We start from the raw sequence: 25,698 nt of genomic DNA on the forward strand, positions 1-25,698 counted from the left end.
GGTTTCCACAACCACGGGGATTTGGAAGCAGGCTCTAAACATTAATATTTTCGCGTCAACAAGGGAGATTCCGGTGAGTATCGCTAACCTGGCGGACGGATTGCGTTCCTTTAGCAGCGACCAGTTGCTTTACGAAACCGTGCTGCCTGCGCGGCGCGCCAGTTTTGCGCCTTGGCCGAGTTGGGTAGGCAAAGATTTACAGGCGGCTTTGATAGCCGATGGGATTGAACGCCTCTGGGAACATCAAGTTAGCTGCGCAAATGCTTTATATAGTGGCAGGGACGTGATTCTTACTTCCGGAACCGGTTCCGGTAAATCTTTGGCAGCTTGGCTGGCGTTCTTAGCGCGCGGACATAAATCCCTGGTGGGTACCCGTCCCACCGCTCTCTATTTAGCACCAACCAAGGCCTTGGCTCGTGACCAGGCAACCGCTTTAACCCATTGGGCAAGCTTGGCCGCCCTGGATCTACAGGTCGCCCCGGTCGATGGCGATAGTCCGGCGGAAGTTAAAAAGTGGGCGCGCACAGGCGCCGATGCGGTGCTGACTAATCCCGATTTCCTACATTACGCATTGCTACCCCATAACGAGCTTTGGCGCCCCTTTTTGCGAGGATTATCGCTGGTGATTGTGGATGAGGCGCACTATTACCGGGGGGTGCTGGGGGCAAATGTGGCCTTGATTTTACGCCGCCTGCGTCGCCTGGCTCGCAAATACCAAGCTGACCCGGTCTTTGCTTTACTGTCGGCTACTACCGCTAATCCGGCAGCTCATGGGGCTAATATGTTGGGGCGAGGACGCCAGCTAGAGGTTATTGACCGCGACACTTCCGCCAATGGTGCCCGCACAGTTTTCGTGTGGCGTCCGCCGTTAATCGAGGATAGTGACCCCGCTTCCTGGGAAGACGAAAACCTGTGGGAAACTAGCGAGGAGGGAGGCTGGGACAGCATCTCGGCAGAAAAAGAGCCAAAAGAAACTGAAGAAGCCACAGGCCAGAGGCAAGGTGAGGGGGCAGAAGGGCCGCGTTACCCTGCCATTTGGGAAGGCGGACGCCTGTTGGCGCAGCTAGTAAATAGCGGAGGGCGAGTTTTGACCTTTGCGCCCTCGCGGCAGGGAGTAGAAACTATTGCCCAGATTGCCCGGGATCAACTGAGTACCCGTAACCCGCATTTAATGTCGCGAGTGGCCGCCTATCGCGGTGGTTACCTGCCCGAAGAGCGCCGAAAGCTAGAAAAAGAATTACGTACCGGCACGCTACAAGGCCTGTCAGCGACCTCCGCCCTAGAATTGGGGATCGATATTTCCGGACTGGATGCCACCATCACCTGTTCTTGGCCGGGAACCCGCGCCAGTTTCTTTCAGCAACTTGGTCGCTCTGGTCGCTCCGGGCAAGATGGCTTGGGCATCTTGGTGGTTTCCGATAATCCTTTAGATGATTTTCTAGCGCACCACCCGGAAGAGATTTTTCGTTCCGCCGAGCAAATAGTTTTCGACACCGAAAATCCGTTTGTGCTGGCGCCGCAACTGCTGTGTGCCGCAGCAGAACTTCCTTTAACCAATGAGGATACTGCTTTATTTGGCGAAGCGAGCGCCGAAATCATGTCTCAGCTTCTCCAGCAAGGACTGCTGGTAGATCGACCGGCGGGACTTTGTTTCGATATCACCAAACGATTTTCGCCCTGGCAGGCAGTAAAGCTTCGCGGAGATAGTGGCCAAGTACAAATTATTGAATCAGAAAGTGCCCAGGTGATTGGCACGGTTGATAGTTCCCGGGCGGACAGCGTACTGCACCCGGATGCGATTTATGTGCATCAAGGGCGCGTCTGGCAGGTTTCTCGCCGAGATGACGATATCGCGGAAGTGGTTCCCGGGCCGAAGAAGCTACGTACCCGCCCAAACACGGATACCAGCATTTCGATCATCTCAGAAGAAGTCGCCCCGCTGACTCCTTCGTCGGCAGTTAGCTGGCATTACGGACGGATCGAAGTACAAACCACGGTTACCTCTTTTGACCTATTGCGCCTGCCGGGTCATGTTTATCAAGCTTCTTTCCAATTGGATTGCCCCACCCGAACCTTGCAAACTACCGGCACCTGGTTCACGCTAACAGAAAAGCTGGTTAAACAGCTGCAGCTAAACGAAGAACAGCTATTGGGCGGGGGGTTGCACGCAGCTGAACACGCCCTGATTGGTTTGCTTCCCTTAGTGGCCACCTGTGACCGTTGGGATCTGGGGGGATTATCTTTAACCCAGCATCCCCAAACTGGACTGCCCACGGTGTTTATTTACGATGGAACCCCCGGAGGTACCGGTTTTTCCCGGCAAGGTTTTCGCCAGCTAGGAACCTGGCTAGATTTAACCTATCGGCAAGTAAATGCTTGTCCCTGCAAGCAGGGGTGTCCGCGCTGTATCCACTCCCCCAAATGCGGGAATGGGAACGAAATGCTTTCTAAATCTGCCGGCCGGGATCTTTTAGAGTTCTTACTTCGCAGCTTTGGTTCGGCCGGCACTGCCAGCTAACCAGTGTTTTAAGGGGGATTAATGGCGGGGCCGGCTCGGGAATGAGCTTTAAGCTGCCAGTTGAAAACGGTTTTTATCCGCACCGAAACTTGCACGTCCCCAACGCGCAAAATACAGGAATCTAAGGACACCGCATTTTCTCGGGCAACCTGAGTAGCCACGGCACAAGGAGCGTTCGCGGTGCCATAAAAGTGAGCCTGGGCGGCGGCTAGAGCCGCAAAGTCCGCCCCCGTTTGTGCTCGTGCTTTCGCACTTAAGGCGCCCCCTAATAATCCAATCCCCACCGTCAAAGCCGCTAGCAAACAGATAAATCCCACCGCCCATATGGTGGCCGACCCCGCCTCCGATGCTGTGGGGGATAGCTGGGCGCGACTCTTCCTGGTTTTCACGGCTCTATCCCCATCGCCAACTCTGGTTCTTTTAGCGTGCTAGCTTTACAGGTCACCGCGGGTAAAAGTTTTGCTTTCCCCACCAGGTTCTTACTGGCTGTGGCACGTACCCACTGCCCACTGCTGTCTACGCTGACCGTAATGGAGCCGCCACCTGGCCACGTTTTTCCGATGCTCGCCGCGCGCGCTGCCGTCCGCGCCGCGTCACAAGTTTGCACCTTGGCGGCGCCAGCTGCCCCGACCCCTAATCCCATCACCGCTACCGCCACCAAGGCAGGCAGGGTCAAAGCAGTTTCGACAGTGGCATAACCACCCTGACAATCCCGACGCATTTGCCACAGTCGGCGCAGCCATCTAATAAACTGCGCCGACTGCGGATGTTTCCCAAATAATGTTGTCACTTTAAATCGAAAGTGCTTGTTTAATAATTGCAGTTAATGCGCTTTTTATCCCTCCTCCCTTAATGACTGCCATCAACAGACCAGCGAAGGCGGCTGCCGCTAAAGTACCGATGGCATATTCGGCGGTGGTCATCCCGTCCTCTTCAGTTCTTAGCCGCGCAATTGCCTGCCGGGTTTGCGCCCAAACCAAGGCGCGCAACGCGAAATCTTTCATCCCTTCCCCTTTCCTGTTCCCCCGCCGGTTCGGCCGGAGGTGGTATCAGCTTCGCGCAGGCAGAAAATAATGAAAAAAACTAAATAATGTTCTGTGTAAAGGCCGCAATTATCGCCTCTTGGGGACTTGTGGGCGATAATGGGCGCATGAGTGAGCAAGAATCCCGATCCGCTGAAGAACTATTCGCCCAAGCCAAAAAAGCGATCCCCGGGGGAGTTAACTCTCCGGTTCGCGCCTATGGAAGCGTGGGCGGCACTCCGCACTTTATTAAAGAGGCGTTCGGAGCATATATACGAGACGAGGAAGACAACACTTTTGTGGATCTAGTGGGGTCTTGGGGGCCGGCACTACTGGGACATTCTTGCCCCCCAGTAGTACACGCAGTGCAAGAAACTGCCGCTAAAGGCCTTTCCTTTGGTGCCCCCACGGTAGGCGAAACCAAGTTAGCGCAGGCCATCACTGCTCGGATGCCTTCATGCGAACAGGTACGCATGGTTTCTACTGGCACCGAAGCCACCATGACCGCCATCCGCTTGGCGCGCGGAGTAACCGGACGTGACCTGATCGTAAAATTTGCGGGTTGCTACCACGGTCACTCCGATGGCCTGCTCGCCGCGGCTGGTTCTGGAGTCGCCACCCAAGGCTTACCTGGCTCTGCGGGGGTAACTGCCGCCGTAGCTGCCGAAACTATCGTGCTTCCCTATAACGATTTTGAGGCTCTTACCGAAACCTTCGAGCGCAAAGGCGAACAGATCGCGGCAGTTATATGTGAATCCTGCCCCGCCAATATGGGAGTCGTACCGCCACTGCCCGGTTTTAACCAACATATTCGCGCACTTACCCACAAGTATGGGGCGTTGATGATTACCGATGAAGTGCTAACCGGTTTCCGGGTCGGTCCTTCTGGATACTGGGGATTGCAAAACGATTATTGGGTAGACCTTCCCGCTAAACTTCCCGATTTCTCCAACGAGGACGAGCTGGCTCGCTGGCAGGCAGGTGAGCTCGAAAAAGCAGAGTTCGTACCGGATCTATTTACTTTTGGCAAGGTGATTGGCGGGGGCATGCCACTAGCGGCTCTGGGAGGCTCCCGCGAAATCATGGAGCAGCTTTCACCGCTCGGCCCGGTTTACCAGGCAGGCACCCTTTCGGGTAATCCTTTGGCTACTGCTGCCGGACTAAAAACATTAGAACTGGCAGATCATACAGTCTATGCCCGCACTAGTGCAGTTGCCGATGCCCTCATCGGGGCGATTGAGCAAGAGGCCGCAGAAGCGGGGGTTGCCCTGAAAATCAACCGGGCGGGCAGTTTGTTCTCCGTGTTCTTTGGAGAACTTCCCGCACAAAACGGAGTTACCAATTTCGAACAGGCCAATACGCAAGAAACTTTCCGTTACCGTGCCTTCTTCCACGCAATGGAAGAGGAAAACATTGCCCTGCCGCCTTCAGGTTATGAAGCTTGGTTCGTGTCTTCGGCTCACGATGATCGGGCAGTAGGACGGATTTTGGAGGCCTTGCCTTCCGCGATGCGAGCTGCGGCCGAAGCTGAAAGCAATGATAGTTAAGTTAAAATTGTTCACCTTGTTGTTCTAATCGAAACCTCATCACCCCAGGACTTTAGTCGCTTTTGATTGAATTCAATTAAAAATCTATCGCTATGCTTTAATGTTGTGATACACTATTGAATATATTAATAGGTTGGGTAGGAAAGTTCCGATTACTATGAGCATTCTGCGCAAGATCAGCAGTTTTGCTGCCACTACCCTAGTGGCAGCGGCGCCGCTGTGCGTTGGTCTATGCTCTGCTCCTTTCGCGCTTGCCGCCCCTTCCGACACGCCGTCCACCAGCGCTTCCACTACCAACCCAGCTGGCCAGACCCAGGATCTTAATGACTGGACACAAAAGAATTGCCCTGGTGGAGCCGAGTTTGTTAATGATGTAAATGAAAACACCCCGATTTATTTGGGATATGCGAACGGGGAAACCTACCTGGGCTATACCAATACGACCTGGAAGTCTCGGGTCGATCCCAGTAATCAGTTCATTGATGCCCGAACCCTTAAAACTGTAAATGAACAGGGTGAAGAAGTCTCCACTTTAAAACCTAAAACTGGTACCTGCGTGCGGGTTGCTTCCGATACAAACGGGCAGGCTATCGCCCCGGTCTATTATGGAACGATCTTTACCTCAGATGAGTCCGCCGTGGCCTCCTCTGGTTTTAGTACTAAAACGCAGACCGTTTTCCAGGTGACCGAAGTGAAGAATTGGGATCCGGGAACGAAAGTAGAGTCCTGGTCCCCGCAGTCTGGTGGCGGCTACCAAGAAATGCCATACTCCCAGGCTAAGAGCAGTTCGGACAGTGGATTTAAGAACCTGCTATTAAGCAAAGAAGACTCGATTAGTCTGCGTTTTAGCCAAGCTGGCTTTTATACCGTCTACCTGAAAGCCATCACTACCGACCCGAAGAATCCCAACAAGCCTTACCAGGCTGAAATGGCCTACACCTTTATCGTTGGTAAAGAAGCTTCGGTTCCTAAAGATCTTCAGGATATTGTCGATGGAAAGGACGAGGAAGGATCAGAAAATCCCCCTACTCCCGATCCGGGGGAAACTACCCCTGATACTCCCGATCCGGAACCCGGGGATCAAGGCGGAGGCACCCATCCCGGAACCGATCCCACCCCTAACCCCGGAAAAACCACTCCGGGCACTTCCACACCCGGTCACGGGAATCAGGGTGGAACCTCAAATCCGGGAACTAGTCCCACCTCGAAACCTTTGAGCGGGCATAATGGTGCGGCGCGAAACCCCAACCTGTCTTCCTCTTCGCGACTGCAAGCAAGTTCGCAGCGAGTAGGCACTAACTTGTCGCGCACCGGTGGCTCGCTAAGTCGCGCCCAGCTACCGCAACCTCCAGCAAACGCCTTCCCCACCCTGCCCGATCCCGCGACTAGCTCCGCAAAGACAGGAGATCCCGCGGGAACTGCCTCGGACTCCGATACTAACCCCGGCTCTGCCGCTGATAGCGACTCCAATTCAGGCAGCCAAACTGGTAACGACAATCCCTTAAAGTTCCAGGCAGATAGTACTTCCACCGATCTGGTTACCAAGCAGTGGATTCGTTCTTCCTCTTTAGCCGTATTTGCCTTAGGTCTGGGAGCTGCCGGGCTAACCGGTATCGGATTACTCATTTTTTCCCGCCTACACCCCTAAATGAAAAAATCCTTCCGTAGCCGGGTGCGCGATTACCGGTTAAAGAGAGAAAAAGATCAGCCGCTGGATCAAGCCATATATATGACGATAGCTACCGGCAGGTTGGAACCACTGCTTCGCGCCCTCGCGATCTACCCCGTATACAGCAGTGGCGAACTGCGCTGGCAGGGAGATTCCCAGTTTTTACTCGCCTACGCTACCCGCCTGCGCTCCCCTGCATCCGCTGAAGTTAACGCCGCCCTCTTAACTGAACATCTTGATGCGATCAGCGAGGGCGCCGAAGACTCTCAGCCAATAGGTGCCCTCCTTAACCCGGGGGGACAATTTGAGATCACTTTAGAAGCCCATGATCTTCCCCGTTTAGCATCCCTAGTAGCGGGGATTCCCACCGAGGACGCCCTCACCCCGATCGCTTCGGAATCCATAGAGGTCACCCCGGCAAATAGCGAACATACCGGGCAACTGGTTTCTTTAACGCCCAGCCTTCCGCTACCAACCGGACTCACTCTGCAGGCTTTAACCGCCAGCTTTCAGGGATTTAAGCCTGGCAGCTGGCCGGTGGTTTTTCTGGTAGATAGCGGAGGCGTTCCCCAAGCGATACCGACTACCCTGAAAGAACAGCTCACCCGCAAGCTACCCCAAGCCATCTTGGTAGATCCAGCCGTACCTGATTGGCGGCGCGACCTATTTTGGAGCTACCGGGAATTACTTACCTAAAAACTGCCGGCTCCATACCGGAAACGCTTGACCAAACAACGATTTACCTGGGCTTTATGCTGCTAATAGCCGCCAGGAACTGATCATTTTCTGCCCGGCTACCAATAGTTACCCGCACGCCCTCGGGGAATCCCCGCGTTTGTACCCCCTGGGAAAGCGCTGCCGCCTGAATCTGCTCCCCTACCGACCTGGCAAACCAGATAAAGTTGCCGCCTGCCTGCGGGATTGTCCAACCAAGATTGCGCAACTGACTAAGTACTCGCTCGCGCTCCTTACAGATTTGGGACACCTGAGAGCGCATAGCCTGATCATCTGCCAGTGCCGCCACGGCACAAGCTTCCGCCACCGCCGAGAGCCCAAAAGGAGTAGCCACTTTGCGGATCGCTTCCGCCAGCAACGGGCTAGTTAAACCATAGCCACAACGCAAGCCAGCCAATCCGTAGGCTTTCGAAAAAGTGCGCAGCACCAGCAGATTAGGAAAGTCCGCGAGTAAAGTCACCCCGTCAACGTGACCGGGGGAAGTATCAAACTCGAAATAGGCTTCATCCAAAACCGCCAATACCTGGGCAGGCAAGGCCGCCAAAAACTCGCGAACCTGAGTCCCGGTCAAAGAAGTCCCCGTAGGATTGTTCGGGCTACACAGGATAACCGAGGCCGTGTTTTCGTCTACGGCACTTAAAATCGCGTCCAGGTCATGGCTGCCGTCACTCTTAAGCGGGATCTGGCGCGAGGAGGCGCCGGTGATTCCCACTAGAATCGGGTAGGCCTCAAATGAACGCCAGGCATAGACCACGTTATTTCCCGCCTGTGCCACGGCGCTTAACGCATTCGCTAGCACCTGAATAGATCCAGGGCCTACCACCACTTGGCAGGGATCCAGATGGTAATGCGCCGCCAATTTTGCTATCAACTTGCCGCCAATGGCATCCGGGTAGCGGTTAATACTGGTCAGAGCCTGCTCCCCAGCCTCGATAGTCGGCTTTGCCGGCGGAAAAGGCAGCTCGTTACTGGATAGTTTTACTATTTTTCCGGCATCACCTTTGCCGGCAACATAGGCGGGCAGGTCGGAAAGTACCTGCCGTAATCGAACCTGACTCATAACTTAAGTTTGCCTTTTTTCTGCCGGCTACGCTTTCTGGTTTCAAAATTGTCCGCAGATGACTGATTGCGCCAGGTCACCTCTTTCTAGCTTCGCCCTAGCCTTAGGAAAGAACCTGCCCCGCCGGTTTCAAAATTCACCCGAGCCTCCGCTGAAACTTTGCCGCACGGCCTCGTGCCATAATAGGAGTTATGCAAACCCTTTTTGATGACTGCTTTGATTTCGCCAAAACCGATATTGCTTTAGGCCCCTTAGATGGCCGCTACCGTTCCCAGGTCAGTGCGCTCACCAATTATCTATCAGAACCGGCTTTGAACCGCTCCCGGTTATTAGTCGAGGTAGAGTGGCTATTTTTCTTGGCAGAAAACCGGGTATTGAAGGGGGTAAGCCCCTTTAGCGAGGACGAAAAACGGTATTTGCGCTCGCTGATCACTACTTTTGGTGAAGCCGAAGTGGCTGAGCTAAAAGAAATCGAAGCAGAAACTAAACATGACGTGAAAGCAGTGGAGTATTTCCTGCAAGCCCGCCTGCGCGGCGCCTCCGAAGTGCTGGGGGAAACTTCTCTGCCTAACTACCTGGCAGCGGTGCATATTTTTTGTACTTCTGAGGACATTAATAACCTGGCCTACGGAATTGGGATTAAGGCAGCGGTGGAACAGGTTTGGATACCGCAGGCGCGCCAGCTTGTTGAGCAGCTTGCGCAACTAGCTCGCCAGGCGGCCACAGTTCCTATGCTGGCACATACTCATGGGCAACCGGCCACTCCGGTGACTTTAGGTAAAGAGATGGCAGTGTTTGCCCACCGGTTACGCCGCCAACTTTCCCGGATTGACAACACCGAATACTTGGGCAAGATTAATGGTGCTACCGGTACTTGGGCGGCACATAAAGTGGCGGTGCCCGACGCTAACTGGCCGCAGTTATCTAAGGCGTTTGTGGAACATTTGGGTCTTGCTTGGAATCCGCTTACTACTCAGATTGAATCGCACGACTGGCAAAGTGAGCTTTATAGCGACTTGGCGCGCACTAACCGGATCCTGCATAACCTGGCCACCGATTGCTGGAGTTATATTTCGATGGGTTACTTCCACCAGAACCTGGCGGCACAGGGTTCCACGGGGTCTTCTACGATGCCGCATAAGGTCAATCCGATTCGCTTTGAAAATGCGGAAGCTAATCTAGAGATTTCCTGTGCGCTGCTAGAAACTTTGGCGCAGACTTTAGTGACTTCGCGCCTGCAGCGTGATTTAACGGATTCTTCTACCCAACGCAATATTGGGGTTGCTATCGGCCACTCCCTGCTTGCCCTATCCAATCTTCAGGGCGGTTTGCGGGGATTGGATGTGGCAAGCCAGGTAATGGCGCGTGACCTTGACCAGAACTGGGAAGTACTGGGCGAGGCCGTGCAGCAGGTGATGCGGGTTGAAGGACTGGCCGGGACTCCCGGGATGGATAACCCGTATGAACGGCTGAAAGAGCTGACTCGGGATAGCAAAGTTGATGAGGCAGCGATGAAAGAGTTTCTAACTTCATTAGGACTTTCTGAGGATGCCGAGTCTCGTTTGCTGGCACTAACCCCCAAAACCTACTTCGGATACGCTAGTGAACTTGCCACCGGGGAAGCATTAAAAAACTAATACTTACCAGGCGGTAAGTATTGAAAACCGCCTCTATTGAGTCGAATTCCCGATATTTGAGGCGCCCTAAGCAGAGCATTTAGCCTGATACCAGCGCTTTGTGATGCATATCACCTAAATGAGACAATTATCAGCTGGCAATTTATTAACCAAGCGGTAAGATTAGAACTGGTACCACAGAAATGGAGCGTTCCCAATAACGGCTCCGCAATAGATGAGGGATTTAATCATGAGGCTTAAGAACTTCGCCAAGACCCTAGTTTCCGGGGTTTGCGCAACGGCATTAATACCTGCCGGTCTCTTAGCGGTCGCGGCGGCCGGTAACCTGGCAGAAGAATCGCCAGCCGGTAACCTTACGGTATCTACCTCGGTCGCGAACACCCCCAAGTTTTTAACCGGATGCATTGGCTCAGATCAATTGGGCTATGAAAATGTGCGGATTAATAAACTTCCCGCTGGCAAAGATTGGTTTTTGACGGTTTCTGACTCTGATCAAAGCCCGTTTGCCAGTCGCGATAGCTACACAAATCCCAATGCTGGCGGATACATGTACACCTTTGATCCGGCCGCTAACGATAGCGAGCGAGCATTACAAGGCTCGGTAGGTAGCTCGGGCCTCGGACTGGCCGGCACCTACCACTTTAAGAGCACGGTAAAGGATCTCCACCCCTGGGTATTCGTGCAACTAGAGGACGAGATCTACGGTGCTTTGAAAGTAACCACTGGCTGCGAATATGATTTCAGCACCATTTTGGAAAACAATACTTTTGATAAGTACCTGAAAATCAAAAAGTTCCTAGTAAATCCGCAGGCAGTAAAGCAGGATTGGAATCCGCTACTAACATTGCACCAGTTCCGGGCACCGGAGGCAGCCGACTTCAAGGTGCTGGACACTCCTCCCGCCCCGCAGCCGTCAACCGACCCGGATACTGAACCCAGTCATCCGGATGTTCCCGAAGTTCCTGATACTCCCGAGACTCCTAAACCTGCTGAAACTCCGGATGCTTCCGGAGCACCGACGGTAGAACGCCAAGCACCTACCCTTGACGCTGCGTCCAAGAACAAAGGCTCTAAAGACAGCAAGCAAACCGCTCCGTCTGCCGGAGCGACCACTGCGCCTAGCGCACCTGCGCAGCAGGCTGCTCCCGGTCAGCGGCAAGCAGCCGACCCGGCTCCTGCACAGACGACTCGGGTACGCACCGTTATTCAAAATCGGGAAAATACTCGCACCGTAACCGTTCCCGGTCCGATTCGTTACCGGGAGGCTCCCGCAACTTCCTCTAATAACGCAAGTAATAACAACTCTTCTACCACCACGGACAACTCCGCGAAACCGGCTCAGGAAGGGTCCGGTAACGCGCAGGAAGCAACTGGCAATGGGACCGCCAGTCAAGTTCAGGGAGTAGAAGAACCCAAGGCGGCGCCCTCGGCGCCCGCCGCGGCTAGAGATGCCAATGTGAACCCCAGCGTGGTTGACCGCATGGGCGGACTCGGTACCATTGCCGCGATCGCAGTTCTTGGGTTAATAGGCGCAGGTGGCGCCATAGCCCTGACCAGATCGTTGATGAACGGTTAAGTCCACTGGGAACTGGACTTAACGGTTTCTAGACTGGTCAGGTACGGGGCAGGAGATTCCCTCAATCTCCTGCCCCGTATTGCTATCTCTAGGCCTTATTCAACACCTAGCATTGCAAAGTTGATACAAGAGATTAAACTTTAGGCTAAGTAGGTTCAATAGAGAAGAGGATGCACCATGCGGTTTTTCCCATCAAAACGACCCGGTAAAAAAGCCAATGATCGCACTATCGATATTTTGGTCACCGGAATGACTTGCCAAAAATGCGTAGAACATGTCACTGAAGCTCTAAAAAGTTTAGAAACCGTCAAGCGGGTGTCAGTGTTGCTGCGCAGTAACGAACCTAGCCAAGTCACCGTCCTCACGGATTACGAAATCGAGGATGAGACTATCCGCGACTGCATCAAGAATGCTGGCTACGAGGTAGTAACTATTGAACGTGATGATGACTAATTGTTATCGCATGCGGAGATCTTAAACCGTACTATTTGGCGGCTTTTTGCTTGCTGGATCGAGTTTTAAAGTAGCTAAACACCATCGGTAGTACCGAGATAGCCACAATCGCAATCGCAATTACCTCAACGTTATTGGCTACCACCGGGATATCTCCCAATAGTACCCCCGCCAGCATAAAAGCCCCGATCCAGAGGGCAGCACCCACCATATTCCAGATCAGGAACAAGCGGTAATTTTGTTTGCCAATCCCGGCAATGATGGGGACAAAGGTACGAACAAAGGGTACAAACCGGGCTAATACTAGTGCCACTCCACCGTAGCGGCGAAAGAAATCCTCAGATTTGTGCATGTTTTCGGTTGATAAATAACGGGCGTTATCTTTAAAAAGCCGCCTGCCATATTTACGTCCTAACCAGTACCCCACCATATTTCCGCAGATAGCAGCGATAAAAAGTATTAGGAAGGTTAACCATTCCGGCACCCCGGGTATCCGGTTATGCAAAATACCGAGGGCGAAAATCATTGAGTCACCGGGAAGCACCGGGAATAAGACCCCGGACTCGATGAAAACTATTAGCGCTACCGCAGCCACCATCCAGCCACCAAGTTCCGCTAGCAGGGTGTTGAGCAGGAGATTAGGGTCGGTAAGATAATCTAAAGCTCCCGCGGCTACTACAGACGCAAACATTCGTCCTCCTGAGAATAATTCATGATCATTTCTCATCCTAGACGAGCGGGCCCAGAGGCTAATAGGCTAAAAAGCAGGCTGGGCGCAAGCTCACATCTAGGTATGTACCTTGATTACACATAGAATCAAGACATGAGTTTTTCGGGAGAGACGGCTAGTCCACTGCTAGATCGACACCTCACCGAAATTGTCGATGCTAAGAACTCCCGTTTGCGGCGCATCGATGACCTGGCTCGTGCCGGGATGTACCTAGTGGTGATCGTGTTGGTATTGCTAATGGCTATCTACGCCCATGCCACTACCCAAGCCGTTGCCCAGGATCTGACCAAAGTATTCGTAAACACCACTTTGGCGCAGATTCTGCTGCTTCCCCTTTCAATGTTGCAAAACCTATTTATCTTGGCAGCCCCGATCGCTTTAATAGCTATGTTGGCTTTGCGCCGGCAATGGGTCCGCACTTTCCAAGCCGCTTTTACCGCTGTAATCGGGGGAATGGTAGCTTTAGGCGCCTCCACTTTGATCTCTGCTCTTCCCTATGTATTTTCAAATGCTTTGAAAGTATGGTCAGTTGACGGATCAATAGTCGCGATAGCTATTCCCCTTACTTCGGTAGTAGCGATGATGACGGTGGCAGGTGAACGCCGCCGTGACCAGTTATTACGAGTGTTGTGGGCAGTAACCTGGTTCATTTTAGTCTTAGCGGTCTTACAGGGACGTATGACCTTGCCTTCCGCGCTAATCACCGTATTTTTAGGCACTCTAACCGGTTGTCTGGGACGTTACCTCTGGGGGGTACGCAACTATCGCCCGACAGGACAAGCCTTAATTACTGCCCTTATCCAAGTGGGAATAACTCCCCGAATGATTTTACGTCTAGATCCCCCCACGGAAGGTGACCTGCTAAGCGTAGAGGAGGTTACCTTCACTACCGAAAGTGACTCCCTGGTGCTAGTTGGGGATATGGAAAGGAAGCTGCTAGACGTTGATCCAGTTCTAGAACTAGCTACCTTTGCCGCTAGCGATCTTAAATCCTTTACGGAAACGGTAAGACCCGGTGAAAGGGTTTATAGCGTAATTGCTGACAACAATCGTCGATACCGCATGGTAGCAACTGACGGGGATTCCCGTCTTTCTACCTGGATCACTGGAATCTGGACTAATCTGCGGCTACGTTCCTTTTCTAAATCAACCGCTGCCACGGTGCGCCAAAACGGAGAATATACGGCTCTCATGGGAGCTATGACCACCCGGGCACAACTTAATACTCGCCCCTACCACGGTCTGGCTCACTATGGAAGCACCATGCTCAATGTTTTCGAGGACGACGTTTCCTTACGCCCCTTTGCTAGCCTCTCTCCCGCTGATATTTCGGAGGAACAGCTACATTCTGCCTGGTCACAGCTGCTAAAAGCTCATCAAAACGGCCTGGCTCACCGTAATATTAATGCGGAAAACTTATGTTTAGGCTCTGATGGATCTTTATACTTTCTAAACTGGTCTGACGGGGAAGTCGCAGCGTCCAAAATGTCAATTCTAATTGACCAGGTACAGTTGCTAGTTCTAACTAGTCTTTACCTTGGAAAGGATCGGGCGGTCGCCGCAATGCGAGCAGTGCTACCATCTTCCCAAATCGAAGCGATGGTGCCAGTACTGCAAACTTTGGCCTTGCCTTCTGCAACTAGACAAAAACTTCGTAAGAACCCGTTACTTTCAACCCTGCGCCAGGAGCTGCTCTCCAAAGCCGACACTGATCCCACCACCGTTCCCCGGGCTCAGCTACGGCGCTTTTCCTACTCCTCCTTGCTATTTACTGCCTTGGGAGTTATGGCAGTACTGATTGTTTTAGGTTCTTTAAACTTCAAAGAAATCTATGCCACTATTTCTACCGCCAACGCCTGGTGGATTCTCATCGGCGCTTTCTTTGCCCTGGCTATGAGTAGCGGGCAAGCACTTTCCTTGCAAGCGGTAACCCCGAACCGCTTAGGGTACGGCGAACTATTTTTACTACAGTTGGCAGGCTCGGTAACCTCCTTAGTAGTGCCCGCAGGGGTGGGAGTGGGCGCCCTTAACCTGCGTTATTTAACCAAGAAAAATATGACCGGCGCCCTCGCCCTCGCTACCGTTTCCCTAATGCAGCTGTTCCAGTTTGTGATTACGGTAGCGCTGCTAGCAGTCATGGTGATGTTTACTGGTACCTCTATGAACGTGCGTCTGCCTTCTTCGACGGTATTGGCAACTGTCTTGTTGATAGTGGCACTGCTAGTGGCCGGATTTGCCCTCCCGAAGGTGCGTAAATGGATCTGGGCGAAAATCCAACCCACTTTTCACCAGGTTTGGCCGCGCCTAATCTGGATTACTTCTAGTCCGCGCCGCATGGCTCTAACCACCCTGGGATGTTTAATGCAGACTGGCCTGCAGGTAGCAGCCTTTTATTGTGCCCTGGCAGCCTTTGGCTACCATTTGCCGATAGCCACCATTACGGTTACATTCCTAGTATCAAACACTTTGGGTTCTATGATTCCCACCCCTGGCGGACTCGGTCCGGTGGAAGCCGCCCTAACTGGTGGTTTGCAAGTGGCAGGGGTACCGGGCGCGATCGCCCTATCAGGAGCCTTGCTGTATAGGTTACTGACTTTTTGGATGCGCGCTCCGATTGGTTGGCTCGCCATGCGTTACCTGCAACGACGTGACGTGCTATAACTAACTAGATCGCTTCGCCTAATCTACCTTAGGCTAGAGGTGAAGAAAGGTAATAAGTTTTATGAGTGACTCCCGGAAGGCGGCGCCTAATAAAAAGAAACCAGCCGCCGTAATGATACTTACGCTGCTGGCCATCTCGGTGCTGGTGTTAGTTTTTTTCATTGCCTACTATCTAGGTTCTAACAGTGATACTGCTGCTAGCCCCAGTCAGACTCCCGCAGCTACTCAAAGTGGACAAAGTGCCCAGTCTAAGGAGCCTCACAGCCAGCAGCTTCCCGAAGGAGTTACTGCCGTCAGCGAGGAACAGGCAAAAAAGGTAATTAAATCTTTTTATCGCAACGATAAGGCAGATCCGCGGGCAATTGGTGATCCCAAAGCTCCAGTAACTATGATTCAGTTCTCCGATTTTTCCTGTCCCATGTGTTACCAGTATGAATCAGCCGTTTTTCCGCAGCTGAAACCGTATATCGACAACGGTACCTTACGTATAGAGTTCAACAACTTTTCAATTTTCGCCTCGCAATACCATTCTGATCTCGCAGCTGCCGGATCAATCGCGGCGGCAAAGCAAGGAAAGTTTTGGGAGTACGTCGCAGCTGCTACCAAACTAGCGGCTCAAGATGGTAATGGCCATATCAGCTGGAACAAAGAACTGGTTACCCAGGCCGCTCAAGCTAGCGGGGTGGGCAACCTTTCTCGTTTTAACCAAGATCTAGAGGCCGATGACACCGCCACCACGGTCAAAAATGAAACTTCTGCCGCGCAAGCAGTCGGGCTCAGTGGCACTCCCGCATTTTTCATCAATGACTACGTAATTACCGGCGCTCTGCCCGCCGACAGCTTTATCCAAACTATTGAAATTGCAGCAAAGACAGCTAAGACGCACTAATGTCCATTAACTTTACTATCGCCTACCTCGGGGGGTTAGTTACTTTCCTAGCTCCCTGTGGTGCCTTTTTACTGCCCGCCTTTTTTGCCTGTGCTTTCGAGGATCGTTCGCGACTACTGCAACGAATTTTAGTATTCCTAGGCGGGCTGGTTATCGCCTTAGTACCTTTAGGGTTTGCTGCGGGAGAACTTGGCGGGTGGTTACTTTCTAACTCGCATCTGCTCACCCTAATAGTCGGGGTGATAATTACTCTTTTAGGTATCGCCCAAGTATTAGCGCTGCCCTTACCTAAACTGCCGTTACCTCGGGCTTTAGGAGGCAGAACCCGCCCTAGCGTCATTGGTATTTTCCTGTTTGGTATTTCTTATGGGCTAGCTGGCTCCGGTTGTACCGGCCCTATCTTGGGGGCAGTACTTTCAGCCGCCACCTTAACCGGTTCTAGTTTGCGCGGAGGCGCGCTGATGTTTTGGTACGCCCTAGGCATGTTCACTCCGGTTGCATTACTTTCCCTAATCTGGGGTTCTTTAACTGCCCGGCAACAGCGCCTATTTCATCCTCGCCCCCTAAAGTTCTTAGGCCGGCAAACCACTTGGGGTTCTTTAATCTCGGGATTGGTGTTCACGCTAGTGGGCGTACTGCTAGTAATCACTGGGGGAACTAACGTAAGCTCCGTACTTACCCCCGATCAGCAAGTAAGCTTGGAAACCAGGATTACCCAACTAGCGGGGACGCTTCCTGACTTCCTTTTGCCTTTGCTTGTGGTTTTATTGGTGTTATTTTTATGCACCTTGGTCTGGTATTTACGCAGTCAAAAGCCGGAATCTTCTGAGAATGCCGATTCGAAATCCTCTGTCCAGTAAAGCGGTTTTACTCGATTTTTGCGCTTTTTATGACCTTGGCTTTGGTCACCTGGCTTCTTCGTGCCAAAATAGCAATTAATCTAGTAAAGGAGACGTAAATGAGCGCGCAAAATCATGGAACCCATCTCGATCTTTGGCAGGATTCCTACGCAGCGCGAGCTCATAATCTCCGCGAATCTGAAATTCGGGCTTTGTTTTCGGTGGTTTCTCGTCCCGAAGTGGTTTCTCTGGCGGGAGGGATGCCCAATATTCATGATCTTCCGCTAGCAAAGCTAGCTAATAGCGCCCAGCAGTTGGTGCTCGAGCATGGCGAACAGGCAATGCAATATGGTGGCGGTCAAGGATGGGCGCCTTTACGCGAATCTATTACCGAAGTCATGGCCGCTGAAGGTATCCATGCCAACCCGGATAACGTAGTGGTTACCACCGGATCTCAGCAGGCATTAGACCTGGTAACACAGCTTTTTATTGAACCAGGGGATGTCATTTTAGCCGAATCGCCCTCTTATGTAGGAGCGCTAGGGGTCTTTAAAGCCTACCAAGCAGATGTTCGCCATATTCCCCTAGACGCTGATGGTTTGATTCCGGAAGAGTTTGCCCGGACCGTAGAGCAGGTTCGCGCAGAAGGTAAACGGATCAAGTACCTCTATACCATCCCTAATTTCCATAATCCCGCTGGTGTTTCCATGTCCCCTTCCCGGCGGAAAGAGCTTATGGAGCTGTGCCGCAAATATGGGGTTTTAGTTTTAGAAGATAATCCCTATGGCCTACTAGGCTTCGAAGGGCAAACTATGACTCCCTTAGTAGAACTTGCGCCTGACCTGGTAGTTTACTTAGGTTCTTTTTCTAAAATATTCGCTCCCGGTTTTAGGATTGGCTGGGCTTATGCGCCACCAGCGGTAAGAGACAAACTAGTGGTTGCTTCAGAATCCGCGGTTCTATCGCCCTCGATGGTCGGGCAGATGGCGATTCATGCCTACCTGCGCGATTATGATTGGCGCGGACAAATCGATGCCTACCGGCAGATGTACCGGGGTCGTCGCGACGCCATGCTAACAGCTTTGCATGATTACCTGCCCGAATGTTCCTGGACAGTGCCCGAAGGTGGTTTCTATACCTGGCTGACCCTACCGGATGGCCTGGATTCCAAAGCTATGCTAAATCGGGCAGTTAGTGAACTGGTTGCTTATACTCCGGGAACCGCTTTTTATGCCTCGGACCAGGGACATCAAAATATTCGACTCTCATTTTGTTATCCAACCCCAGAAGAGATTCGCGAAGGCGTGCGCCGGCTAGCGAAAGTGGTTCATCGGGAAATGGAACTGGTTAAGCTATTCGCTTCCCAGCAGAAAGGTAAGAGCAATGACTAATGACGCTACCTTAAAAATCGCGATTATTACTGGTGGTCAGCTGCATGAACGGGAGGTGTCTCTGCGCTCGGCGAATCGAGTAGCGACCCAATTACGGCGCTTTGGACACGAGCTAAAAAGTTTAGAACTTGACCGCGATTTACTTAATTCTTTAAGAGACTTTGAACCAGACGTGGTGTGGCCAATTATCCACGGTCGCGAAGGCGAAGATGGTTCCCTCCAGGACTTACTAGAGTTAAGCGGGCTAGCATATGTTGGTTCTGGGCCTAAGGGGTGCCGGATTTCCCTTTCGAAACCGGTTGCTAAATCGGTGGTAGAGAAAAACGGTCTGCCTACACCGCTATCAGTAGCGCTTCCTCAGATCCTATTTCGCCAGGTAGGAGCAGATACTTTGCTCAAGGAAGTCGCTAATCGTTTGGGATATCCTCTAATGGTGAAGCCCTCTCGGGGCGGTTCTGCTATGGGAATAACTTATGTTGAAGATGAGGGCGCATTACGTACGGCGATGGTCAATGCCTTTGCCTACGATGATGAAGTGTTGATTGAGCGCTTTATTAAGGGGCGTGAGATTTCGGTATCTATCGTAGAAGATGACGGCACTGCCCGGGCGCTTCCGCCGGTGGAAATCCGTACCGATGTAGGTCGTTATGATTTCGATGCCCGATATTTAACCGGCCGGACTGAGTTTTTTGCTCCGGCTCCTTTAGAGGTCGATTTAGACCAGTCCGTAAGAGCCTTAGCATTAGAATGTCACCACGTGTTGGAGTTAGATGATTTTTCGCGGATTGACTTAATTGTTGATGCTGACTCGAATCCCTGGTTTATCGACGCTAACGTGGTTCCGGGAATGACCGATACTTCATTATGGCCCCTAGCAGCTGAATCTGCTGATGGATTTGGAGAATTGGTTAATACCATTACCCTCCAGGCTGCAAACCGCGGGCAACGCAGTTAGCAAACCAGGATTACCTAGCTGCGAATAGCGTTGATATTTGTGAACGCTACTTACTGGCTTGTTCAAGTAGCTGGGTCAGGCGTTCCAAATCAGCGTCGTCAGCATACTCAATAACTAGTTTGCTTATTTTCTTGCCAGGTTTAAGCGATACTCGGGTATCGAGAATCTCTGTCCAACGTTCCTGAGTGGCTGCTTGGGTAGGGGAAAGCACAAGTTCGCGACGTTTTCCACCCTTACTTTTACGTACTGAGGCTCCGCGTACATTTCCCAGAGCCACAATTTCTTCCGTAGAACGTACCGATAGTCCTTCAGCTATGATGCGCTCTGCCAAGTATTCTTGATCGCGTGGATCAGTTACCGCGAGCAACGCCCGGGCATGACCGGCGGAAAGAACGCCCGCCGCCACCTTAGGTTGCACGCTGGCTGGCAGTCGCAATAACCGTAAAGCATTAGTAATCGCGGGACGAGACTTCGAAACTCGCTTAGATAACTCCTGCTGAGTACAACCGAAATCTTCCATCAATTGCTGGTAGGCGGCTGCTTCCTCTAAGGGATTAAGCTGTACTCGATGCAGGTTTTCAATCAGGGCATCCAACAACATCTTGTTATCGTTGGTCTCGCGAACAATAGCTGGAATCTGGGTAACCTTTGCTAACTGACACGCCCGCAGACGCCGTTCCCCCATTATAAGTTCGTAGGCATTCTTATCAGTGGGATCAGTGCGCACAACAATTGGCTGTAATAAACCCACTTCTTTTATAGAGGCAGCTAGTTCGGCAATTTCCTCCTCATCAAATGTTTGGCGAGGCTGGGAGCGATTAGGAGTTATCTTACTAACCTTTATTAACTCCAGTTTTGCGCCCGGCACCGGTACTAGCGATGTTTCACGTGAAACATCGCTAGTACCGGTGGAATGCTTTGCCTCAGGTTTCTGTGCTTTCTTAGCAGATACGGACTTCCGACTTTTCGAACTCTCTATTTTGCGGGAAGCTTTTAAGGTTTCACGTGAAACATTTTTTCTGGGTTCCAATAACTCCTTGACGGAACCTCCCTTAGGGGAATGCCCATGTCCTCCAAAAAAAATATCTGCCGGCCGGGTATTAGCATCGCTTTCTGTTTCTACTCTATTCTCCGTAACCGGATCGGTAGGAATCAGTGCGGATAGCCCTCTCCCTAAATGAGCTTTCTTGGCCATTACGATTTCACCTCGCGACTAACTAATTCATACGCAGCGTCTAAATAACATTTTGCACCTTTAGAAGCCGGTTGGTAAGTCAGAATTGATTCTTCGTGAGAGGGCGCTTCCGCTAAGGCAATATTACGAGGAATAATTGTCTCCATCACAATGTCACCATAGTAATCTTTGACTTCTTCTAATACACCCTTACTGAGCAGGGTATTAGTCGTTACCATCGTAGGTAATATAGCAGTGAAACGTAAATCAGGATTAAGCCGAATCACCAGCATGTCGATGGTTTTCGTCAATTGGGTCAGGCCTTCCAACGCCAAGTATTCTGCCTGCAGGGGTACCAACACTTCTTTAGCAGCCACTAGGGCATTGACAGTCATAATTCCCAACGATGGGGGAGAATCAATAAAGATGTAATCAAATTGTTCGCCGCTACTCAATAGCTCATCTAGAGCAGTAGCTAAGATCTGTTGAAAATTGGTTCTCTCATTAAGTTCGAGTTCAATCCCGGCCATATTCATAGAGGCCGGCACCACCCAAAGATTAGGGATCTGCGCATTCTGTAACAGAGCTTGGCGCAGGGGAACCCCCTGGGTCATAACCTCGTATAGAGAATTCTGGTCATCCGCTAGATGACGAAATCCCAGGGAAGAAGAAGCATTTCCCTGCTGGTCGGCATCAATTACCAGTACTTTAAGTCCCCCTAAAGCCAAAGCCGCAGCTATGTTAACTACCGTAGTGGTCTTGCCAACCCCACCTTTTTGGTTCGCAACCGCGATTACTCTGGTACTTTTCGGATGAGGCAACGGCTCTAAATCACGCTTAGAATCAAGACGTCCGTTTCGGGAAGGCTCTTCATGGGTATCTGCCTGTTCGACCATCGCGGCATCAGCTAAACGATGCTTGCTCATTATGCCTCCAAAATGCAAAATAGGTAGCCACTAAGGGAGTTTGGTTGCCATAATAATCCGGGTAATCGAATCGTCCATCAGGGACGGCACTTCCTCAATATGGGCACTATCAAAATTAGCTGCCCGCAACTCTGCCACCGCCGCAGACAATTCTAAGGGAGCACGCTCCCCTTTAATCGCTAGCATTCGTCCTCTAGGTGCCACCAGCTTCCCGGAGATGCGAATCAGCTTCTTTAAGTTAGCTACCGCCCGCGAGGTAACCGCTGTGAAGGTCTGTCCGCCGGGGAGATCTTGACTGCGAGAGCGCAAAACCTCTACATTATCCAATCCCAACTCTTGCTTTACTTCTTCTAGCCAAATTACCCGTCTAGCTAAAGGTTCAATCAAGAAAAATTGAAGGTCTGGTCGCATTATAGCCAAGACAATTCCAGGCAGTCCTGCACCTGACCCCACATCGGCGACGGTTACATTACGCCCTAGTGGTAAGAACCTTTCTGCCGCTGCACAATTCAATATATGCCGCGGCCAAATCCGAGGCAGCTCTCGCGGCCCAATCAAACCGCGCAGCTCCCCCTGTTCCGCCAGCATATGCGCATAAGCCTGTATCTTCCCATAGGAAGATGCAAAAAATGCCTCAACCTCAGCTCCGGGTTGAGCTACCTCAAGGTGTAGTTCCGGTTGCATTGCCAAATTCTTAGATACCAATCAGACAATATCGCTTAAGATAGCGTCGATCTCCTGCAAGTTATTCTTCTTCTGCTTCCGGACCGGAGGCATCAGGATAAATAACCACTGCCCGGTTAGGAGCTTGACCTTGCGAACCGGAATACACGCCCTCTTCGGCGGCCACATCGTGGCAAACTTTACGCTCGAAAGGATTCATGGGCTCCAGACGTACCGGCTCACCCGTAGTTTTAGCCTTGGTGATGGCTTCTTGAGCGATAGAGCGCAGCTCCGCTTTACGTTCTTGGCGGTACCCGGCGATATCCAGCATTAATCGGGAATGCTCCCCCGTTTTTTGGGAAACCGCCAGCCGGGTTAAGTCCTGTAGAGACTCTAAAACTTCGCCTTCTTTGCCGACTAAGCGTTGCAAATCATTTAGATCTTGCGCATCAGCCACAATATCGACACTCGCGCGATCGTGCTCTACATCGATCTCGAGATCTCCACCCAGATCCGCAATATCGAGCAGTTCTTCTAAGTAATCAGCGGCGATATCGCCCTCTTCTTCCAATGCGGCAACCCGCTCGGGAGATGCTTCTTCACTCATGGCACCTATTCCTCTCTTAGCTATCTGCAATGATCCTATCGGTTCTTACGCCGATTTGTATTCGCATTATTCTTCCTGCGCGCCTGCCGGCGTTTCGCTTTTTCTTGCTCACTTAACCCCTGGGCTTGCCGCCGCCGTTTAGCCTGGGCATCACGCTGAGCCCGGGTTAGCCTTTTTGGTTGCGCTTGGGCATTACGGGTACTTGGCCTCATGGCAGCCTGCTGTTCTTCGGCCTTTTTCTGTAGCGCCGTCATCATCCGAGATTGTTTTACCGGCTTCCTTGGTTTTTCTTCTAGCTCAAGATCTTGGGCTTTCTTATGCAGCCGATCTTGAGTTTCCTTGTGGAGCTCCACCCCTTGGCGCAATTGCTCCCCATTATCTAATCCGGAGAAGGGATCATCCTTGCCCTTGCGATTAGCTTTAACTTCAAGCCGCATTCCTTTAGCTACGTCTTCACCACTTAAGCCCAACTCCGAAAGCTTCTGGTTGTATTCCATTAGCGTTTCTTCTTTAAACTTGTCATATTTTTCCTGGTGACGCCGCATTTGTGCATCGTGAGCGGGAGAGCCAGGGGTGGGTAGATAATGCATAACAAACAGCTGTTGAATAAAGCTGACCACCATGGTTACTACCAGATAAACCAGTACGCCAATCTGCACAATGAAACCAAACCAGGCGGTCATCAACGGCATTACATAGACCATCATCTTCATCATCCGCATTTGTTGCGGATTGGAAGCATTCATATTCCGCCGCATGTTGATGAACTGTTGTAAGAACATCAAACCGGCATACAGCACTACCGCCGTGATGATCAGGATTTTTGTGGTCGTAGGGTCAGAGGCGCTGTCGGTGAAAGTATCAGATAGATAAACCCCGAAAACGGTAGATTTATCCATTTCCGAAGCTAACTTAGAATCAAAACCACCAATATGGGCTCCCGGATTCTTGGCAATTAGCGGCATTTGCCAAAGCACCCGATAAAGCGCAGCCAAAATCGGCAATTGAATCAGCAACGGGAAACACGAAGCCATGGGATTAACGCCGTATTCTTTATATAAAGCCATGGTTTCTTGGCTCATCTGTTGCTTAGAAACCTGGTCATTGCGACCCTTATATTTTTCTTGGATCTCTTTGATCTGCGGTTGGATCGCACTCATGCCCCGCGTAGACTTTATCTGCTTAATAAACAGCGGAATAATCAGTAGCCGCACAAAAATGGTTAGCACCACGATGGATAGTACCCAAGTAACCCCGGGGCCTTCCGGTAACCCCAGAACGGTTAATCCCTTATGAATCCCTACCAATACCCAGGCGGTAACCCATTTGAACGGGTATAAAACCGTGTCATACCATCCACCCGAAGTGGGTTGATTAGCTGCCGCCAGCAGCTGCGCACTTAGCATCATTAATATGCTCCTTTACTTATTATCCCCGAGTAGGCATGGTGGCGTTATCTATTTTTGCCCAATGTGCTTGAAGTTCACTTAAAGTCATCTGATGATAGGGCCCGCTCTTCCAGTTACCTTTTTCTGGCGGATAATCCACTCCACCATTGGAAAAAGGATTACAACGCACCAGCCGGAAAGCCGAAAGTAGCGTCCCTTTGATGGCGCCATGCGTTTTTAAAGCCTGAAGCGCGTAAGTGCTGCAAGTGGGATAGTACTTACAGCGCGCAGGAAACAGGGGGGAGATATAGCGCCGATAAAGGCGAACTAAATAAACTAAACCCGCTTGCCCCAGATTTCTGCTCACTTTTTCCCTTTCGCTTGCGCCCTCGCCAAAGCTTGATCCAAAGCCATCCCAAGCTGCGCATAGGAAGCAGTTTTAGCTTTCCCGAGGGCGCGCACTACCGTTTTGCTTCCGCTACCAAAGCTCTGTATCCGGCCGGCACTAAGTGCTCGCAATTGCCTCTTGATACGGTTCCTATCTACCGCCCGCGGTAGATTTCTTTTTGGTACAACGAAACCGACCAGCGGCTTTGCAGTGCCAAACTGGTCGGGTAGGTGGTGCACCACCATTAGTTGGTTTCCAGCGCTATTGCCACGCCGAAAAACTTGGGAAAAATCGGCTGATTTTTTCAGGCGATTGGCCTGGGGCAACATGCTTTAGGCCGAAAGATCCTTGCGCCCTTTACGCCGGCGATTAGCAATAATGGCGCGGCCTGCGCGGGTACGCATTCTTGCCCGGAATCCGTGTTTCTTGGCTCGGCGACGGTTATTCGGCTGAAAAGTCCGCTTTGTCACTGTAGTTCTCCTGAATGTTATTCACTAACCGGATACGATTCCGGCATCTTAGTTTCATTTAGCCTGGAATAGACAACATATGCAAGCCTACGCATAGCGCTTTGCCAGGTCAAATAGTTATTGAGTGGTTATGAACACTATTTTTTTCTCAACATATTTAAAGCTGTGGAACTTAGAAAAACTACAAAGCTGTAAGATGTGAATTTTTATTTTTTAAAAATAAAAATTATTTCTAGTTTTTGCACGCCGCAAGGGATTCGGAGCTAAAACTACAACTACGTAAGTTATCCACAGTCTTTTCCCCAGATTGGGGATAACCTGTTTTTATCCTAGAATCGTTGTTATCCCCATCGTTGGGGGTGGCCGGTCACATTGCTGTATAGAAGTTTTGGAGAAACTG

The 25,698-nt window shown here is 51.5% G+C and carries 25 protein-coding genes; 12 read left to right on the forward strand and 13 right to left on the reverse strand.

The genetic code is table 11. The features are described from left to right. Window positions 1-73 precede the first annotated feature (73 nt). Complete coding sequence (locus ACZ5BI_RS09780) at window positions 74-2,518, forward strand: DEAD/DEAH box helicase (RefSeq protein ID WP_464896307.1); 2,445 nt, start codon at window positions 74-76, stop codon at window positions 2,516-2,518. 8 nt (window positions 2,519-2,526) lie between these two features. Here the strand turns inward: ACZ5BI_RS09780 and ACZ5BI_RS09785 are convergent, their stop codons facing one another. The 3 genes from ACZ5BI_RS09785 to ACZ5BI_RS09795 are packed head-to-tail and all read right to left on the reverse strand — an operon-like array spanning window position 2,527 to window position 3,522. Beyond that, the gene (locus ACZ5BI_RS09785; protein ID WP_464896308.1) at window positions 2,527-2,907 is read right to left on the reverse strand and encodes an Rv3654c family TadE-like protein; all 381 of its coding nucleotides are present in this window, start codon (window positions 2,905-2,907) and stop codon (window positions 2,527-2,529) included. Beyond that, the gene (locus tag ACZ5BI_RS09790; RefSeq protein ID WP_464896309.1) at window positions 2,904-3,308 is read right to left on the reverse strand and encodes a TadE/TadG family type IV pilus assembly protein; all 405 of its coding nucleotides are present in this window, start codon (window positions 3,306-3,308) and stop codon (window positions 2,904-2,906) included. Before ACZ5BI_RS09790 ends, ACZ5BI_RS09785 begins: the two co-directional genes overlap by 4 nt. A 1-nt stretch (window position 3,309) precedes the next feature. Then, window positions 3,310-3,522 (reverse strand): DUF4244 domain-containing protein, encoded by a 213-nt coding sequence (locus ACZ5BI_RS09795; RefSeq protein WP_024059604.1) that lies wholly within the window; start codon window positions 3,520-3,522, stop codon window positions 3,310-3,312. Window positions 3,523-3,668: 146 nt separating this feature from the next. Between ACZ5BI_RS09795 and hemL the strand changes: the two genes are divergently transcribed. From hemL to ACZ5BI_RS09810, 3 genes are all read left to right on the forward strand, one after another. After that, window positions 3,669-5,087, forward strand: coding sequence for a glutamate-1-semialdehyde 2,1-aminomutase (gene hemL / locus ACZ5BI_RS09800; RefSeq protein ID WP_464896804.1), 1,419 nt, complete (start codon window positions 3,669-3,671; stop codon window positions 5,085-5,087). Window positions 5,088-5,220: 133 nt separating this feature from the next. Continuing rightward, on the forward strand, window positions 5,221-6,735 hold the full coding sequence (locus tag ACZ5BI_RS09805) for a hypothetical protein (RefSeq protein ID WP_464896310.1): 1,515 nt from the start codon (window positions 5,221-5,223) through the stop codon (window positions 6,733-6,735). Further along, on the forward strand, window positions 6,736-7,452 hold the full coding sequence (locus tag ACZ5BI_RS09810; protein ID WP_316087235.1) for a hypothetical protein: 717 nt from the start codon (window positions 6,736-6,738) through the stop codon (window positions 7,450-7,452). It begins immediately after the preceding gene. A gap of 43 nt (window positions 7,453-7,495) precedes the next feature. Here ACZ5BI_RS09810 and hisC read toward each other — a convergent pair whose 3' ends face one another. Next, on the reverse strand, window positions 7,496-8,551 hold the full coding sequence (hisC, locus tag ACZ5BI_RS09815) for a histidinol-phosphate transaminase (protein WP_464896311.1): 1,056 nt from the start codon (window positions 8,549-8,551) through the stop codon (window positions 7,496-7,498). Window positions 8,552-8,742: 191 nt separating this feature from the next. On the opposite strand from hisC, the gene purB reads away from it, so the two are divergent. From purB to ACZ5BI_RS09830, 3 genes are all read left to right on the forward strand, one after another. Further along, a complete protein-coding gene (purB, locus tag ACZ5BI_RS09820; protein WP_464896312.1) occupies window positions 8,743-10,188 on the forward strand; it encodes an adenylosuccinate lyase in 1,446 nt (481 codons plus the stop codon). Window positions 10,189-10,417: 229 nt separating this feature from the next. Beyond that, window positions 10,418-11,764, forward strand: coding sequence for a hypothetical protein (locus ACZ5BI_RS09825; RefSeq protein WP_464896313.1), 1,347 nt, complete (start codon window positions 10,418-10,420; stop codon window positions 11,762-11,764). Between the two features lie 177 nt (window positions 11,765-11,941). Further along, complete coding sequence (locus ACZ5BI_RS09830) at window positions 11,942-12,217, forward strand: heavy-metal-associated domain-containing protein (RefSeq protein ID WP_464896314.1); 276 nt, start codon at window positions 11,942-11,944, stop codon at window positions 12,215-12,217. A 31-nt stretch (window positions 12,218-12,248) separates the two neighbouring features. On the opposite strand, the gene ACZ5BI_RS09835 is transcribed toward ACZ5BI_RS09830, so the two are convergent. Then, on the reverse strand, window positions 12,249-12,908 hold the full coding sequence (locus tag ACZ5BI_RS09835) for a DedA family protein (RefSeq protein ID WP_288336467.1): 660 nt from the start codon (window positions 12,906-12,908) through the stop codon (window positions 12,249-12,251). Window positions 12,909-13,040: 132 nt separating this feature from the next. On the opposite strand from ACZ5BI_RS09835, the gene ACZ5BI_RS09840 reads away from it, so the two are divergent. The 5 genes from ACZ5BI_RS09840 to ACZ5BI_RS09860 all read left to right on the forward strand — a co-directional run bounded on the left by ACZ5BI_RS09840 (window position 13,041) and on the right by ACZ5BI_RS09860 (window position 19,682). Beyond that, entirely contained in the window at window positions 13,041-15,608 is a 2,568-nt protein-coding gene (locus ACZ5BI_RS09840; RefSeq protein WP_316098172.1) for a lysylphosphatidylglycerol synthase transmembrane domain-containing protein, read from the forward strand. Window positions 15,609-15,669: 61 nt separating this feature from the next. Next, window positions 15,670-16,497, forward strand: a complete 828-nt coding sequence (locus tag ACZ5BI_RS09845) for a thioredoxin domain-containing protein (protein WP_464896315.1) — start codon at window positions 15,670-15,672, stop codon at window positions 16,495-16,497. Next, window positions 16,497-17,357, forward strand: a complete 861-nt coding sequence (locus ACZ5BI_RS09850) for a cytochrome c biogenesis CcdA family protein (RefSeq protein WP_464896316.1) — start codon at window positions 16,497-16,499, stop codon at window positions 17,355-17,357. Before ACZ5BI_RS09845 ends, ACZ5BI_RS09850 begins: the two co-directional genes overlap by 1 nt. Before the next feature lie 98 nt (window positions 17,358-17,455). Then, entirely contained in the window at window positions 17,456-18,727 is a 1,272-nt protein-coding gene (locus ACZ5BI_RS09855; RefSeq protein WP_464896317.1) for an aminotransferase-like domain-containing protein, read from the forward strand. Further along, window positions 18,720-19,682 carry a D-alanine--D-alanine ligase family protein gene (locus tag ACZ5BI_RS09860; RefSeq protein WP_464896318.1) on the forward strand — a complete coding sequence of 321 codons (963 nt, stop codon included), beginning with the start codon at window positions 18,720-18,722 and terminating at the stop codon, window positions 19,680-19,682. The genes ACZ5BI_RS09855 and ACZ5BI_RS09860 overlap by 8 nt, the downstream gene beginning before the upstream one ends. A gap of 46 nt (window positions 19,683-19,728) precedes the next feature. On the opposite strand, the gene ACZ5BI_RS09865 is transcribed toward ACZ5BI_RS09860, so the two are convergent. The 8 genes from ACZ5BI_RS09865 to rpmH all read right to left on the reverse strand — a co-directional run bounded on the left by ACZ5BI_RS09865 (window position 19,729) and on the right by rpmH (window position 25,298). Continuing rightward, the gene (locus ACZ5BI_RS09865) at window positions 19,729-20,877 is read right to left on the reverse strand and encodes a ParB/RepB/Spo0J family partition protein (protein ID WP_464896319.1); all 1,149 of its coding nucleotides are present in this window, start codon (window positions 20,875-20,877) and stop codon (window positions 19,729-19,731) included. Beyond that, the gene (locus tag ACZ5BI_RS09870; RefSeq protein WP_464896320.1) at window positions 20,877-21,782 is read right to left on the reverse strand and encodes a ParA family protein; all 906 of its coding nucleotides are present in this window, start codon (window positions 21,780-21,782) and stop codon (window positions 20,877-20,879) included. Before ACZ5BI_RS09870 ends, ACZ5BI_RS09865 begins: the two co-directional genes overlap by 1 nt. A gap of 30 nt (window positions 21,783-21,812) precedes the next feature. Beyond that, window positions 21,813-22,466, reverse strand: coding sequence for a 16S rRNA (guanine(527)-N(7))-methyltransferase RsmG (gene rsmG / locus ACZ5BI_RS09875; protein WP_464896321.1), 654 nt, complete (start codon window positions 22,464-22,466; stop codon window positions 21,813-21,815). A 61-nt stretch (window positions 22,467-22,527) separates the two neighbouring features. Continuing rightward, window positions 22,528-23,052 carry a Jag family protein gene (locus tag ACZ5BI_RS09880; protein WP_024059621.1) on the reverse strand — a complete coding sequence of 175 codons (525 nt, stop codon included), beginning with the start codon at window positions 23,050-23,052 and terminating at the stop codon, window positions 22,528-22,530. 35 nt (window positions 23,053-23,087) lie between these two features. Then, a complete protein-coding gene (yidC, locus tag ACZ5BI_RS09885) occupies window positions 23,088-24,461 on the reverse strand; it encodes a membrane protein insertase YidC (RefSeq protein WP_464896322.1) in 1,374 nt (457 codons plus the stop codon). 19 nt (window positions 24,462-24,480) lie between these two features. Then, window positions 24,481-24,807: a membrane protein insertion efficiency factor YidD gene (gene yidD / locus ACZ5BI_RS09890; protein WP_024059623.1), complete on the reverse strand. Its 327-nt coding sequence runs from the start codon at window positions 24,805-24,807 to the stop codon at window positions 24,481-24,483. Next, window positions 24,804-25,157 carry a ribonuclease P protein component gene (gene rnpA / locus ACZ5BI_RS09895; RefSeq protein WP_464896323.1) on the reverse strand — a complete coding sequence of 118 codons (354 nt, stop codon included), beginning with the start codon at window positions 25,155-25,157 and terminating at the stop codon, window positions 24,804-24,806. Before rnpA ends, yidD begins: the two co-directional genes overlap by 4 nt. A 3-nt stretch (window positions 25,158-25,160) precedes the next feature. Further along, complete coding sequence (gene rpmH / locus ACZ5BI_RS09900; protein WP_081639105.1) at window positions 25,161-25,298, reverse strand: 50S ribosomal protein L34; 138 nt, start codon at window positions 25,296-25,298, stop codon at window positions 25,161-25,163. Window positions 25,299-25,698 lie beyond the last annotated feature (400 nt).

This window comes from Varibaculum sp. GTC20041 (genome assembly GCF_055387755.1).

Excerpts from the sequence above, each read along its gene's own strand:
- ACZ5BI_RS09795 (WP_024059604.1), bottom strand. The coding sequence starts at position 3,522 with ATGAAAGATTTCGCGTTGCGCGCCTTGGTTTGGGCGCAAACCCGGCAG.
- hemL (WP_464896804.1), top strand. The coding sequence starts at position 3,669 with ATGAGTGAGCAAGAATCCCGATCCGCTGAAGAACTATTCGCCCAAGCC.
- ACZ5BI_RS09810 (WP_316087235.1), top strand. The coding sequence starts at position 6,736 with ATGAAAAAATCCTTCCGTAGCCGGGTGCGCGATTACCGGTTAAAGAGA.
- hisC (WP_464896311.1), bottom strand. The coding sequence starts at position 8,551 with ATGAGTCAGGTTCGATTACGGCAGGTACTTTCCGACCTGCCCGCCTAT.
- purB (WP_464896312.1), top strand. The coding sequence starts at position 8,743 with ATGCAAACCCTTTTTGATGACTGCTTTGATTTCGCCAAAACCGATATT.
- ACZ5BI_RS09825 (WP_464896313.1), top strand. The coding sequence starts at position 10,418 with ATGAGGCTTAAGAACTTCGCCAAGACCCTAGTTTCCGGGGTTTGCGCA.
- ACZ5BI_RS09830 (WP_464896314.1), top strand. The coding sequence starts at position 11,942 with ATGCGGTTTTTCCCATCAAAACGACCCGGTAAAAAAGCCAATGATCGC.
- ACZ5BI_RS09835 (WP_288336467.1), bottom strand. The coding sequence starts at position 12,908 with ATGTTTGCGTCTGTAGTAGCCGCGGGAGCTTTAGATTATCTTACCGAC.
- ACZ5BI_RS09840 (WP_316098172.1), top strand. The coding sequence starts at position 13,041 with ATGAGTTTTTCGGGAGAGACGGCTAGTCCACTGCTAGATCGACACCTC.
- ACZ5BI_RS09845 (WP_464896315.1), top strand. The coding sequence starts at position 15,670 with ATGAGTGACTCCCGGAAGGCGGCGCCTAATAAAAAGAAACCAGCCGCC.
- ACZ5BI_RS09850 (WP_464896316.1), top strand. The coding sequence starts at position 16,497 with ATGTCCATTAACTTTACTATCGCCTACCTCGGGGGGTTAGTTACTTTC.
- ACZ5BI_RS09855 (WP_464896317.1), top strand. The coding sequence starts at position 17,456 with ATGAGCGCGCAAAATCATGGAACCCATCTCGATCTTTGGCAGGATTCC.
- ACZ5BI_RS09860 (WP_464896318.1), top strand. The coding sequence starts at position 18,720 with ATGACTAATGACGCTACCTTAAAAATCGCGATTATTACTGGTGGTCAG.
- ACZ5BI_RS09865 (WP_464896319.1), bottom strand. The coding sequence starts at position 20,877 with ATGGCCAAGAAAGCTCATTTAGGGAGAGGGCTATCCGCACTGATTCCT.
- ACZ5BI_RS09870 (WP_464896320.1), bottom strand. The coding sequence starts at position 21,782 with ATGAGCAAGCATCGTTTAGCTGATGCCGCGATGGTCGAACAGGCAGAT.
- rsmG (WP_464896321.1), bottom strand. The coding sequence starts at position 22,466 with ATGCAACCGGAACTACACCTTGAGGTAGCTCAACCCGGAGCTGAGGTT.
- ACZ5BI_RS09880 (WP_024059621.1), bottom strand. The coding sequence starts at position 23,052 with ATGAGTGAAGAAGCATCTCCCGAGCGGGTTGCCGCATTGGAAGAAGAG.
- yidC (WP_464896322.1), bottom strand. The coding sequence starts at position 24,461 with ATGATGCTAAGTGCGCAGCTGCTGGCGGCAGCTAATCAACCCACTTCG.
- rnpA (WP_464896323.1), bottom strand. The coding sequence starts at position 25,157 with ATGTTGCCCCAGGCCAATCGCCTGAAAAAATCAGCCGATTTTTCCCAA.